Below are 12,361 nucleotides of genomic sequence, written 5' to 3' on the forward strand. Positions count from 1 at the left end.
GAGCAGAAGACGAGACGATGGCGACCGAGCGATATAATGCGCGCGAAGCGGAAACGCGCTGGCAGAGGGCCTGGACCGAGGCCAAGGTATTCGAGACGAAGAACGACGATCCGCGTCCGAAGTATTATGTCCTCGAGATGTTTCCCTATCCGTCCGGCCGCATCCACATGGGGCACGTGCGCAACTACACCATGGGCGACGTTGTCGCCCGGTACAAGCGCGCCAAGGGCTTCAATGTCCTGCATCCCATGGGCTGGGACGCCTTCGGCATGCCAGCCGAAAATGCGGCGATGAAGGGCCACGTCCATCCCAAGACCTGGACCTACGAGAACATCGCCACCATGCGCGGCCAGCTGAAGAGCATGGGCCTGTCGCTCGACTGGAGCCGCGAGTTCGCAACCTGCGACGAGGACTATTACACCCAGCAGCAGAAGCTGTTCGTCGACTTCATGAAGGCGGGCCTCGTCGACCGCAAGAAGTCCAAGGTCAATTGGGACCCCGTCGACATGACCGTGCTCGCCAACGAGCAGGTGATCGATGGACGTGGCTGGCGCTCCGGCGCGCTGGTTGAGCAGCGCGAGCTGACGCAGTGGTTCCTCAAGATTTCCGACTATTCGGATGAACTGCTGTCCGCCCTCGATACGCTCGACCGCTGGCCTGAAAAGGTCCGGACCATGCAGAAAAACTGGATCGGCCGGTCGGAAGGCCTGCGCGTCCGGTTCGAGCTGGATGGCGCGGCGGTGGGCGGCGAGCCGACCATCGAGGTGTTCACCACCCGGCCGGATACGCTCTACGGCATGAGCTTCCTGGCGCTGTCCGCCGATCATCCGGTGGCCAAGGCGCTGGCCGAAAAGGACCCGGCGATTGCGGCCTTCTGCGAGGAGTGCCGGCGTATCGGCACGTCTGCAGCTGCGCTGGAGACGGCCGAGAAGAAGGGTCTCGCAACGGGCCTTTCGGTGAAGCATCCCTTCAACGGAAGGACCTATCCGGTCTACATCGCCAACTTCGTTCTGATGGACTATGGCACCGGCGCCATTTTCGGCTGCCCGGCGCATGATCAGCGCGACCTTGATTTCGCCCGGAAGTACAACCTCACCGTCACGCCGGTGGTGCTGCCCGAGGGCGCCGACCCCGCCGCCTTCGTGGTGGGCGACGTCGCCTATACCGACGACGGAAAGCTGTTCAACTCCGACTTCCTCGACGGCATGGACGTCGATGCGGCCAAGGACCTGGTGGCGAGCAAGCTTGAGGCGACGACGCTTCATGGCGCGCCGGCGGCCAAGCGGCAGGTGAATTACCGCCTGCGCGACTGGGGCATTTCGCGCCAGCGCTACTGGGGCTGCCCGATCCCGGTCATTCATTGCGAAGCCTGCGGCGTGGTGCCGGTGCCGGCCAAGGACCTGCCGGTGCGACTTCCCGAGGACGTCGAGTTCGACCGTCCCGGCAATCCGCTCGATCGCCATCCGACGTTCACCAAGTGCGTCTGTCCGGAGTGCGGCAAGCCGGCACGTCGCGAAACCGACACCATGGACACCTTTGTGGACTCGTCCTGGTACTATACCCGGTTCACCGAGCCGCGCGCCCAGATGCCGACCGTGCCGGAGGTGGCCAACGCCTGGTTGCCGGTCGACCAGTATATCGGCGGCATCGAGCACGCCATTCTGCACCTGCTCTATTCGCGCTTCTTCACCCGGGCGATGAAGAAATGTGGCCACGTCGGCTTTGACGAACCGTTCCGGGGCCTGTTCACCCAGGGCATGGTGGTGCACGAGACCTACCAGTCGGCGGACGGCGAATGGGTGTCACCGGCCGATGTCGAGGTCATCGAGGAGGCCGGTGCCCGCAAGGCTCGGCTGCTCTCCTCCGGTGCGCCGGTCAAGATCGGCCCGATCGAGAAGATGTCGAAGTCGAAGAAGAACACCGTCGACCCGACCGACATCATCGACAGCTTCGGCGCCGACACCGCTCGCTGGTTCATGCTGTCCGACAGCCCGCCGGAGCGCGACGTCGAGTGGACCGAGGCGGGCGCCCAGGGAACCGCCCGTTTCCTGCAGCGCGTCTGGCGCATCGTGTCGGAGGCATCCGAGCTGGTGCCGACCGCCGGTCGCGCCGAGGGTGGCGACAAGCTGGCCCTCTCGCTGCGCAAGGCGGCGCACAAGGCTCTGGCCGCTGTCGAGGAGAATATCGAGGGCCTGCGCTTCAACGTGGCGCTCGCCAAGATCTATGAACTGGTCAACACGTTGGCCGGCGCGCTCACCAACGACAAGCCATTGCTGGCCGCCGACGGCGCCGCCGCCGCCGCGCTGGCCGAGGCGACTGGCCTGCTCGTCCGCATGATGGCGCCGATGACGCCGCATCTCGCCGAAGAAAGCTGGGCGGCGCTCGGTCACGACGGCCTGGTGGCGCTGGCTGATTGGCCGGCGGTCGATCGTGCCCTGCTCGTCGAGGACGAGGTGACCATGCCGGTGCAGGTCAACGGCAAGAAGCGCGCCGATGTTACGGTGGCGCGCACCGCTTCGCCCGCCCAAGTGGAAGCCGAGGTTTTGAAGCTCGAAGCCGTGATCAAGGCGCTCGACGGCAAGAGCCCGAAGAAGGTCATCGTCGTCGCCCAGAGGATCGTCAATGTGGTCGTCTGATATCCTTCGCCGCGGTGCTCTGCTGCTCGCGGTTGCCGGTCTTGTTGCGGCCTGCCAGGTCCGCCCGGTTTATGCACCGACCGGTTCGGCGGCCATGGGCGCCAGCCCGGCGATGGCCACCGAGCTTGCCTCGATCGCCGTCGAGGCGCAGACCGATCGTCTGGGACAGGCTCTGATGAACGAGCTGATCTTCCAGCTCCGTGGCGGCGGTGCGCTGGTCGCGCCGAAGTATCGCCTGGATCTCATCCTGACGATACGCGTCTCGGATCTCGCCATTCGCGCCCGTGAGGATATTCCGGTGGCCAAGTTGGTATCGCTCACCGCCACCTACACGCTGACCGAGATCGCTACCGGCCGCGTGGTCACCTCGGACAACGTCTACACCACGTCGTCGTTCGACGTCAGTTCGCAGCGCTATGCCAATGTCAGAGCCCAGCAGGATGCCGAGGATCGGGCGGCGCGGGCTGCGGCGGCCGACATTCGCTTGCGTCTCTCCTCTGCATTGATCGGCAAGGGCTGAGGCGATGGTGGCGGCGCGCGCCCAGGAGGCCGATCGCCTCGTCGCGCGGCCGCCGCAGGATGTGGCCTTCTATCTGGTCTACGGGCCGGATACCGGCCTTGTGTCCGAGCGGGCGAAAGCCATTGCCGCCGCCTTCGCGGACCCAGGCGACCCCTTCGCGCTGGTGCGCATCGAGGCGTCGGATCTCACGGCCAATCCGACGCGTCTCGCCGACGAGGCCTATGCCGTATCGATGTTTTCGAGCCGGCGGGCCATTCTGGTGCGCGACGGCGGTCGCTCCGATCTCGCCGGGCGGTTCCGGGCGCTGTTCAAGCAGCCGCCGACCGACACGGCGATCGTCGTCGAGGCGGGGGACCTCAAGAAATCCAGCCCGCTCAGGGTGCTGTTCGAGCAGGAAAGCCGGGCTTACGCCATTCCCTGCTTTGCCGACGACGAACGGTCGATCGGCGCGTTGGTCGATGAGGAGGTGCGGGCCGCCGGCCTTTCCATCGCAGCGGAGGCGCGGGCGCTTCTCGTGTCGCTGCTGGGTGGCGACCGGCTTATGACGCGCGGCGAGATCCAGAAGCTCTGTCTGCATGCCCATGGCACGGGGACTATCACGCTTGCCGATGTCGAGACGCTCATCGGCGACAGCTCCACCTTTGCCGTCGACGAGGTGATCGACGCTGCCGCCGGCGGCGCCTTGACCGAACTGGTCGAAGGGCTGGCCAAGGCACGGGCCGAGGGGGTCGATGCCGGCCAGATCGCCGGCGCGGCGCTTCGACACTTCATGCTGCTCGACGAGTTGCGTGCCGCCGTCGATGGCGGCGTCTCTCCCGGCGATGCAGTCAACGGCGCCCGGCCGCCGGTGTTCTTCAAGCGCAAAGGCAGGGTTGAGGCGGCGCTTGGCCTATGGCCGCCGGCGCGGCTTGCGCGGGCGATCGTCGTGCTCGGCGATGCGGCGCGCGATGCCCGCCTCAACCCGGCACTTTCAGCCGACATCGTCGGAGAAACACTTCTGACGCTCGCCCGTGCCGCCGATCAGGCGGCCGGCCGGCGGCGGCGATAGGCTCAAGCCGGGCCGACGTCCTCAAAGGCACTCACAACGCGCGCGTATTGCTGTCGCCGATGCAACGGCGCGACAGACGGCAGCTCGGCAAGCGGTCGCCAGCGCCATTCAAGAAACTCCGGCGGCTCCTCCGTGTGGGTCGCGGCCACCGTGATCTCGCTCTCCTCGCCGGTGAAGCGGAAGGCCACCCAGCGCTGGCGCTGGCCGCGAAAGGGATGGAGCTTGTGGATCCTGGCGCCGCGCACCGGAAAATCATAGCTCCACCATTCCTGGGTAACGGCAATCAGCGCGGCGCTCGTGACACCGGTTTCCTCCCAGAGTTCGCGTCGTGCCGCCGTGACGATGTCCTCATTGGCGTCGATGCCGCCCTGCGGCAATGCCCAGTCGGCACCCTCGGCGAAGATTTCCGGGTCCGGCCAGCCGAAGGGATTGGCATAGGCCCTGCCGGCAAACACCAGTCCCTCCGCGTTGAACAGGCAAATGCCGACATTCGGCCGGTAGGGAAGATCAGGCAGAAGGGGGTCGCGTTCCGCCGGGTCAGGAGGTGCGACGGCAGCCGGAAGACGCGCCGTCACGCCGGCACCGCCAGATCGGCGAAGGCAGCGGCGACCTGCTCGTAGATCGGCCTCTTGAAGGCCACGACGAGGCTCGGTACTTCCGACAACGGCTTCCAGTCCCAGCGCGAGAACTCTGCCGGATGGCTGCCGCCGCCCGGCCTCAGAATGTTGATCTCGTCATCGGTCCCCAGGAAGCGGAAAGCGAACCACTTCTGGGTCTGACCACGCCACTTTCGCTGGAAGCGGCCAGTGGCGAGATCGTCGGGCACGTCGTAGCGATACCATTCGGGCGCCTCACCCAGGAGTTCGACCGAACGCACCGAGGTTTCCTCCCACAGTTCGCGGCGGGCGGCGTCGAGCGGGCTTTCGCCGTTGTCGATGCCGCCTTGCGGCATCTGCCAGGGGGCCGCGTCCGGTGTGCCTTCGAGGTCGGCGCGATGGCCGACGAAGACGAGGCCGGCACGGTTGATCAACACGGCACCGGCGCAGGGACGATAGGGTAGGTCGGCTCGGGAGGTCATGCTTGTCTCAGTTCTGCTGGGGCACGGCGGTGATCGGCACCAGCGTGATGCCACGGCCGTCAAGGCCGCTGGTCCAGCCGGAAAGCGCCTTCAGCGTTGCCGGCCGGGCGCTGGCGACGCCGACGGCAAGGCCGCGCGTTCGGGCGATCTGCTCGAGCTGGGCGAGGCGGCCGGTTATCTCGCCGGGCGTTGGCACCGCGTCGATGACGAGATCGGCCCTGGCGAATGTGGTCTTGGATTTGCCGGCCGACTGTTCCGCCACGCTGCGCGGCGAACTGCCGTCATCGAGATAGAGCAGTCCGCGCAAGGCGATTTCCTGCATCACCGGGTCGAGGGCGGCAGGCTCGGACGTGAAGCGGGCGCCCATGTAGTTGACCACGCCGACATAGGTGGTGAGGCGGCCCATCACACGGTGCAGGTTCTCGATGTTCTGGCGCACGTCCTTGGCGACAAGCAGCGTGTTTTCGCCGGGGTCGTTGTCGGGGTAGTCGAAAGGTTCGAGCGGCACTTGCAGCAGGAGCTCGTGACCGTCCTGGCGAGCCTTGGCCGTCCAGCGATCGAGACTGGCGCCATAGGGAGCAAAGGCCAGCGTCACCTCCGGCGGCAGCGTGGCGAGCGCTTCCTGCGTTCCCGTCTGGCTGAGGCCGAGATCGCCGACCACGATGGCGATCTTTGGAGACGCGCCGACGAATCCCGGCACCGGGCGGGCGTAGACGTCGGCTGGCCGCCGGCCGTCGGCGGCGACGCGCGGCAACGGACCGAAGGGGGAGGTCTCGATGAGAGCGGCGTCCGCCTCGACGGGCAGAGCCACGGCAACTTCGGTGTTCGAAGGGCCTTCGACCGTCACCCCGGCCTCGGGTTTGATCTCGGACGGTGGCGGTAGCAGTTCTCCGGTGCCGGATTTCACGCCCACGGTGGCGATGTCGGCGCGAGCATATCCGGTTTCCGACGTTTCGATCTTGGCGCGGGCATAGGGCTCGCCGCCGAAGGGATCGTTCACCACCATCAGCCATACGGCGAGTCCGGCGAAGAGGCACGCCGTGACAACGGCGGCGATGGCGCCCACCGGCACGCGAAACTTCCGGCCGCTGGTGCCGCCGAAGCCGAGAGGATTGGTGAGGTCGTTCATGGCGCGTGAGTCCGGCTACGGGCGACCGCCCTGATTCGGTTCTTCGGAGCTTAGTTCAATCCACGTCGACGCGGTATGCCGCCAAAACACGACGGGCCGGAGATGACTCCGGCCCGGCATGTTCTCGCTTGTCGTCTGCTCAGTTGGCGACGGGGTCGTCACCCTTGGGCGGGAAGGCGGCGTTGGCCTGCAGCCCGCGCAACAGGTCGAGCGCAAGGTTGAGCTGCTTGTCGTTCTTCGGGTCGGGCGGCACATAGGCCTGGCTGCCGGACCCTTCGGTGCCCTCGGTCTCGCTCTTGAGGTGGCCCTTGAGCGACGCCTCGCCCTTGGTCTCGGTCACCTGGTCCTTGAGATCCTCTGGCAGGTCCTGCAACACCTCGATGTCCGGATGGATGCCCTTGGCCTGGATCGAGTTGCCCGACGGCGTGTAGTAGCGGGCGGTGGTCAGCCGGATGGCGCCATTGGAGCCAAGCGGAATGATGGTCTGCACCGAACCCTTGCCGAAGGAGCGCGTGCCGAGAATGGTCGCCCGACGGTGATCCTGCAGGGCGCCGGCGACGATTTCCGAGGCCGAGGCCGAACCGCCGTTGATCAGCACGATCACCGGCTTGTCGCCGACAAGTTCGCCGGCCTTGGCGGCATAGCGGCGGGTGTCGCCATCGTGGCGTCCGCGCGTCGAGACGATCTCGCCCTGGTCGAGGAAAGCATCGGAGACGGCGATGGCCTGATCCAGCAGGCCACCGGGGTCGTTGCGCAGATCGAGCACGTAACCCTTGAGCTTGTCCTCGGGGACGGCGGCGCTGATCTTGTCGATCGACGTCTTGAGGCCGTCGAAGGTCTGGGCGGTGAACTGGGAGATGCGGATGTAGCCGACATCGTCCTTCACCTCGTAGCGCACCGACTGCATCTTGATGACGTCCCGAACGATCTTGACGTCGAAGGGCTTGTCGGTACCGCGCGCCACGGTGAGGGTGATCGAGGAGTTGATCGGCCCGCGCATCTTGTCGACCGCCTCGTTGAGGGTGAGGCCCTTCACGTCGGTCCCGTCGATGGCGGTGATGAGGTCACCGGCGCGAATGCCGGCCTTGGCGGCCGGGGTGTCGTCGATCGGCGTCACCACCTTGACGACGCCTTCCTCCATGGTGACCTCGATGCCGAGCCCGCCGAACTCGCCCTTGGTCTGGACCTGCATGTCCTGGTAGCTCTTGGCGTTCATGTAGCTCGAATGCGGGTCGAGCGACGTCAGCATGCCGTTGACGGCCGCCTCGATCAGCGCCGGCTCGTCGGGTTCCTCGACATAGTCGGACCGGATGCGCTCGAATACGTCGCCAAACAGGTTGAGCTGGCGATAGGTATCGACGCCGGCGGCCACCGCCGACCCGAGACCGGGCAGACGTTGCTCGAGGGTCAGGGTGGTGATGCCAGCGCCAATGACGGCGCCCGCTGCGAGTAGCGACAGTTTCTTGATCATCCGCTGACCTTCCGATCCTGCGATGCGACCCACCAGGGAGAGGGGTCGATCGAAGTTCCACCTTTGCGAAATTCGACGTAAAGCACGGGCTGGGTGACGCTGGCGTCCAGCGCGGCGGCGCTGGCCAGCCGTTGATTTCCCATGACACCGACGGGCTCGCCCGTCAAAACAAATTGGTCCAGTTGGACGTCGATCCGCTCCATGCCGGCAAGCACAACATGATAGTCATCGCCGGCGTCGAGGATCAAGAGCTGTCCGTAGGAGCGGAACGGCCCGGCGTAGACCACGCGGCCGTCGGCGGGCGACACCACGCGGGCTCCGGCGCGCGTGGCGATCGACTGCCCTTGCGACAGGCCGCCAAGGCCATTGTCGTCGCCGAAGGATTGCAGATTCACGCCGCGAACCGGCGGGATCAGCCGTCCCTTGGTGTCCGCGAAGGCCACGGCCGGTCCGAGACGGCCGCCTGCACTTGGTGCGGTCTCTGTGGTGGCCGGCGATTCGGGTCGAGCCGCCGGCAGTGCCTTCTTCATGCCGGCGATCAGTTCCTCGAGACTGCGGGCGTTCTTGGCCAGCTCCTCGGCCTTGGCCTTCTCGGCGGCTAGGTCGGCGGACTTCGCCTCGCTTTCCGCCTTTTTCTTGTCGATGAGCAGCGTCAGGCGCTGTCGCTCTTCGGCGATGGCGGCGGCGTCGGCCCTGAGACGATCGCGCTCGGCGGCGGCGCGCGTCCGTTCCGTGACAAGGGCGTCGAGGTCGGATTGCAACGCCTCGGCCTCGATGCGAACTTCCGGCAGAACGGCTCCCACCACGACCGCGGAGCGTACCGCCTTCAGTGCGTCCTCGGGGCTGACCACTAGCGCCGGCGGCGGCTGGCGCCCGATGCGCTGGGCGGTGGACAGCACGGCGATCAGCACGTCCCGTCGGGCGGCGAGCGAAAGACGGATGCGCGCCTCGTTGTCGGCGCCGCGGGCGAGGCGCTCTTCACTGTCGGTGATGGACTGTTCAAGCGCCTGAACGCGAGCGGCCGATGTCACGAGCTGATCGCTGAGCGCCTGCTGATCGCGGGACAGACCGGCGATTTCGGCGGCAATCTCCGCCTGCCTTTCGGCCGACACTTCCATGGCGCCGCGCAGCTTGGCAAGCTCCTGATCCTTCAACGCCCGTTCGGCTTCCATGCGGTTGCTGTCCGCACTGCGGTCGGTGAGGGCGGCCGGCTGCATGACGGCGGTCGCCGGCGCAAAGGCGGTCGCCTCCGGCGGCAGTCCGTCCTGGGCAACGGCATAGCCGGGCAGCGCCGCGAAGACGGCGGCGAGGACGAGGCGGCGGGCTCCGGGACGTCGCGTTACATGCGGCATGGACGAAGGGCTGTCCGGTGGCGGTGCGGTCGAGCGGCAGACCCTATCGGTCTTTCCGTTAATGCCTCGTCAACCAAGAAGTCTCGGTGGCAAGGCATCGTCGGATCAGGGCCGGTGATAGGGGTGGCCGCTCAAAATGGTGACTGCACGATAAACCTGCTCTGCGGCGAGAATGCGGACGATTTGGTGCGGCCAAGTCAGCCGGCCGAAGGAAATGCGATGGCCGGCGCGCGACAGGAGCTCCTGGCCGTGGCCGTCCGGTCCGCCGATCATCAGCACGGTGTTCGGGGTTCCGCGGTCGCGCGCTTGTCCGAGCATTTCGGCGAATCGCTCCGAGGTCGGCGAATCGCCCCGCTCGTCGAGAGCGATCAGAAGGGCGCCAGGCGGCAGATCGGCGAGCAGGCCGCGGGCCTCCTCTTCCTTGCGCTGCAAGGCCTCGCGCGCCCGGCTCTCGATGATTTCGCGGGCGGTGACCGAGGAAAAGCCGATGGCCCGGCCGGCCTTGTCGGCGCGATCAAGATAGCGGTCGGCAAGCTCGCGCTCGGGACCGGCCTTCAGTTTGCCGACGGCATGGATGGCGATGCGCATGGTTTTCTTCTTGTTCGGGCGCACACGCCTTTCCGGCGGGGCCAGCGGCCCCGCGTGCCGGGGTCATGAGAAGCGTCCGCTCAGGTCGGAAAACACCCGGCTTTCCGAACCCTGCGCCGATATCAGCGGCGGCCGGTCGTCGGCGCCGGATCGGGCGCCCACATCTTCTCAAGATGATAGAACTCGCGCACTTCCGGGCGGAAGACGTGAACGATGATGGATCCAGCGTCGATCAGTACCCAGTCGCAGGCTGGCTGGCCTTCGACGGCAACGCTACCGAAGCCGGCATCCTTCAGGTCTTTCACCAAGTGGTCGGCAATGGCACCGACGTGGCGGCTGGACCGGCCGGTGCAGATCACCATGTGATCGGCGATCGGCGTCTTGGCGGCAACATCGATGTCGACGACATCCTCCGCCTTGGCGTCGTCAAGGCTGGCGAGAATCGTGTCGAGCAGGGATCGCGGGAGAGGGGTGGCATCGCCGGAGAAGGCGGCGACGTCGGCAAAGGAGTTGGCGCTGAAGGCGCCCTCGGTGAAGGGCATGCTCAGGGGTGCACCTCGTGAAGTGGTCCGCGATGTCCGGCCCCATGCCGGCAATCGGGGATGCATGAAAGGATGAACCTTGACGGTGACGTTTTCAAGATCGCCCCGGACTAATGGCTAACCTCGGGTGGCGGAACGACGGAGCTGGCTTGACGACAAAGGCACCTTGATACCGGCGATGAAGATCCAGGCGGGCGGCGAAAGATCCGGCAGCAGACCGCCGTCGCGTTCGCTGATTCGCGCTTGCGCAAAGGCGCGAGCCGCCGGCGAAGCCAACGCTGCGAAGGTGGCTCCCGGTCGGTCGACAACGGCGATGGGAACCGTTCGGGCGATCTCGCGCCATCCTCCCCAGCGGTGGAAGGTCGCCCAGTTGTCGGCGCCGATCACCAGCACGAAGCGAACTGCGGGCCTCAGAGTCTTCAAGCGGCGGACGAGATCGATGGTGTAGCGGGTGCCGAGGCGCGATTCGAGATCGGTGACGATGGCGCGGGGATGGTGCGCAACCTTCCGCACCGCCGCCAGCCGGCGGTCGACATCTGGCAGGCCATCGGCCGACTTCAGAGGGTTGCCGGGGGTGACCAGCCACCAGATGCGGTCGAGCCGAAGCCGTTGCAGCGCCAGATGGGCCACATGGGCGTGGCCCCGGTGCGGCGGGTTGAACGACCCGCCGTAGAGGCCGACGCGCATGCCGGGCAGCGTGGCGGGAAGGCGAGGTGTCGTCACGGCCGCGTCTGGCCGCTGCCGCGCACGCGGTATTTGAAGGAAGTGAGCTGTTCCACACCGACCGGTCCGCGCGCATGCATCTTGCCGGTGGCGATGCCGATCTCGGCGCCCATGCCGAACTCGCCGCCGTCGGCGAACTGGGTGGAGGCGTTGTGCAGCACGATGGCCGAATCGACATTGGCGAGGAACTTGGCGGCCGCCGCCTCGTCGGCGGTGATGATGCTGTCGGTGTGGTGCGAGCCGTAGGTCTCGATATGTTCGATCGCGGCATCGATGCCGTCGACCAGCGCCACCGAGATGATCGGCGCCAGGTACTCGGTGGACCAATCGGCTTCGGTTACCGGCACGGCTGCGGGGAAGCGGGCTCTGATCTCCTCGGTGGCCCGGATCTCGCAGCCGCCTTCGTGAAGCGCCTTCAAAATCGGCAGAAGATGACTGTCCGCCACGGCCCGGTCGACGAGCAGCGTTTCGGCCGAGCCGCAGACACCGACGCGCCGGAGCTTGGCGTTGACCGTGACGGTGACGGCCATGTCGAGGTCGGCGGCCTTGTCGATGTAGACGTGGCAGATCCCCTCGAGGTGAGCGAATACCGGCACGCGTGCCTCGGCCTGCACGCGAGCGACGAGGCTCTTGCCGCCACGCGGCACGATGACGTCGATCGCCCCGTCGAGGCCGGTCAGCATCTCGCCGACGGCGGCGCGGTCCTTGATCGGCACCAGTTGGATGGCGTCCTCGGGGAGGCCGGCGACGCGGAGACCGGCTGCAAGCGCGGCGAGGATCGCCTGGGAAGAGGCAAGCGAATCGGAGCCGCACCGCAGGATGGCGGCGTTGCCGGCCATCAGAGAGAGGGCGCCGGCGTCGGCGGTCACATTGGGCCGGCTTTCAAAGATGATGCCGATGACGCCGAGCGGCGTCGCCACGCGTTCGATGGAGAGGCCGTTCGGTCGCGTCCAGGCGGCCAGCACGCGGCCGACCGGATCGGGCAGCGCAGCGATCTCCTCCAGCGCCTTGGCGATGGCCTCGACGCGCGTGGCATCGAGCGTTCCGCGATCGAGGAAGGAGGCGGCGACGCCATTCTCCTTCATGGCGGAAACATCGACGGCGTTGGCCCTGAGGATGTCGGCCTGACGAGCCCGCACCTCGGCGGCCATGGCTTTGAGCGCTGCGACCTTTTCCTCGGTGGAGGCGCGGGCAAGGCGGCGAGCGGCGGCGCGGGCCCGGCGGCCGATGTCGGCCATCAGGTCGTGAACGGAAACGTCGGTCAGTGCGGTCAT

12 protein-coding genes are annotated in these 12,361 nt (G+C 66.8%); 3 read left to right on the plus strand and 9 right to left on the minus strand.

The window, feature by feature from the left end; all coding sequences use genetic code 11:
* The first annotated feature begins 17 nt into the window (after positions 1-17).
* Genes leuS through holA form a run of 3 tightly spaced genes read left to right on the plus strand, consistent with a single transcriptional unit; the run spans position 18 to position 4,204 of the window.
* Positions 18-2,636 carry a leucine--tRNA ligase gene (gene leuS, locus CXZ10_RS14695; protein WP_101290085.1) on the plus strand — a complete coding sequence of 873 codons (2,619 nt, stop codon included), beginning with the start codon at positions 18-20 and terminating at the stop codon, positions 2,634-2,636.
* Positions 2,623-3,156 (plus strand): LPS assembly lipoprotein LptE, encoded by a 534-nt coding sequence (lptE, locus tag CXZ10_RS14700; RefSeq protein ID WP_101290086.1) that lies wholly within the window; start codon positions 2,623-2,625, stop codon positions 3,154-3,156. The genes leuS and lptE overlap by 14 nt, the downstream gene beginning before the upstream one ends.
* Positions 3,157-3,160: 4 nt before the next feature.
* The gene (holA, locus tag CXZ10_RS14705; protein ID WP_101290087.1) at positions 3,161-4,204 is read left to right on the plus strand and encodes a DNA polymerase III subunit delta; all 1,044 of its coding nucleotides are present in this window, start codon (positions 3,161-3,163) and stop codon (positions 4,202-4,204) included.
* Positions 4,205-4,206: 2 nt separating this feature from the next.
* Here holA and CXZ10_RS14710 read toward each other — a convergent pair whose 3' ends face one another.
* From CXZ10_RS14710 to CXZ10_RS14750, 9 genes are all read right to left on the minus strand, one after another.
* Positions 4,207-4,779 (minus strand): RNA pyrophosphohydrolase, encoded by a 573-nt coding sequence (locus tag CXZ10_RS14710; RefSeq protein WP_244617171.1) that lies wholly within the window; start codon positions 4,777-4,779, stop codon positions 4,207-4,209.
* Positions 4,776-5,282, minus strand: coding sequence for an RNA pyrophosphohydrolase (locus tag CXZ10_RS14715; RefSeq protein WP_101290088.1), 507 nt, complete (start codon positions 5,280-5,282; stop codon positions 4,776-4,778). Before CXZ10_RS14715 ends, CXZ10_RS14710 begins: the two co-directional genes overlap by 4 nt.
* 7 nt (positions 5,283-5,289) lie before the next feature.
* The gene (locus CXZ10_RS14720) at positions 5,290-6,411 is read right to left on the minus strand and encodes a divergent polysaccharide deacetylase family protein (RefSeq protein WP_101290089.1); all 1,122 of its coding nucleotides are present in this window, start codon (positions 6,409-6,411) and stop codon (positions 5,290-5,292) included.
* Positions 6,412-6,550: 139 nt separating this feature from the next.
* Positions 6,551-7,882 (minus strand): S41 family peptidase, encoded by a 1,332-nt coding sequence (locus tag CXZ10_RS14725; protein WP_180336005.1) that lies wholly within the window; start codon positions 7,880-7,882, stop codon positions 6,551-6,553.
* A complete protein-coding gene (locus CXZ10_RS14730) occupies positions 7,879-9,234 on the minus strand; it encodes a murein hydrolase activator EnvC family protein (RefSeq protein WP_101290090.1) in 1,356 nt (451 codons plus the stop codon). Before CXZ10_RS14730 ends, CXZ10_RS14725 begins: the two co-directional genes overlap by 4 nt.
* Positions 9,235-9,339: 105 nt before the next feature.
* On the minus strand, positions 9,340-9,822 hold the full coding sequence (gene rlmH, locus CXZ10_RS14735) for a 23S rRNA (pseudouridine(1915)-N(3))-methyltransferase RlmH (protein ID WP_101290140.1): 483 nt from the start codon (positions 9,820-9,822) through the stop codon (positions 9,340-9,342).
* A gap of 122 nt (positions 9,823-9,944) precedes the next feature.
* A complete protein-coding gene (rsfS, locus tag CXZ10_RS14740) occupies positions 9,945-10,364 on the minus strand; it encodes a ribosome silencing factor (protein ID WP_101290091.1) in 420 nt (139 codons plus the stop codon).
* A 117-nt stretch (positions 10,365-10,481) separates the two neighbouring features.
* On the minus strand, positions 10,482-11,087 hold the full coding sequence (locus CXZ10_RS14745; RefSeq protein ID WP_101290092.1) for a nicotinate-nucleotide adenylyltransferase: 606 nt from the start codon (positions 11,085-11,087) through the stop codon (positions 10,482-10,484).
* The gene (locus CXZ10_RS14750) at positions 11,084-12,361 is read right to left on the minus strand and encodes a glutamate-5-semialdehyde dehydrogenase (protein WP_180336006.1); all 1,278 of its coding nucleotides are present in this window, start codon (positions 12,359-12,361) and stop codon (positions 11,084-11,086) included. Before CXZ10_RS14750 ends, CXZ10_RS14745 begins: the two co-directional genes overlap by 4 nt.

The sequence above is a fragment of the Pleomorphomonas diazotrophica genome (assembly GCF_002844595.1).
Lineage (GTDB): Bacteria > Pseudomonadota > Alphaproteobacteria > Rhizobiales > Pleomorphomonadaceae > Pleomorphomonas > Pleomorphomonas diazotrophica.

Excerpts from the sequence above, each read along its gene's own strand:
- leuS (WP_101290085.1), top strand. The coding sequence starts at position 18 with ATGGCGACCGAGCGATATAATGCGCGCGAAGCGGAAACGCGCTGGCAG.
- lptE (WP_101290086.1), top strand. The coding sequence starts at position 2,623 with ATGTGGTCGTCTGATATCCTTCGCCGCGGTGCTCTGCTGCTCGCGGTT.
- holA (WP_101290087.1), top strand. The coding sequence starts at position 3,161 with ATGGTGGCGGCGCGCGCCCAGGAGGCCGATCGCCTCGTCGCGCGGCCG.
- CXZ10_RS14715 (WP_101290088.1), bottom strand. The coding sequence starts at position 5,282 with ATGACCTCCCGAGCCGACCTACCCTATCGTCCCTGCGCCGGTGCCGTG.
- CXZ10_RS14720 (WP_101290089.1), bottom strand. The coding sequence starts at position 6,411 with ATGAACGACCTCACCAATCCTCTCGGCTTCGGCGGCACCAGCGGCCGG.
- CXZ10_RS14725 (WP_180336005.1), bottom strand. The coding sequence starts at position 7,882 with ATGATCAAGAAACTGTCGCTACTCGCAGCGGGCGCCGTCATTGGCGCT.
- CXZ10_RS14730 (WP_101290090.1), bottom strand. The coding sequence starts at position 9,234 with ATGCCGCATGTAACGCGACGTCCCGGAGCCCGCCGCCTCGTCCTCGCC.
- rlmH (WP_101290140.1), bottom strand. The coding sequence starts at position 9,822 with ATGCGCATCGCCATCCATGCCGTCGGCAAACTGAAGGCCGGTCCCGAG.
- rsfS (WP_101290091.1), bottom strand. The coding sequence starts at position 10,364 with ATGCCCTTCACCGAGGGCGCCTTCAGCGCCAACTCCTTTGCCGACGTC.
- CXZ10_RS14750 (WP_180336006.1), bottom strand. The coding sequence starts at position 12,361 with ATGACCGCACTGACCGACGTTTCCGTTCACGACCTGATGGCCGACATC.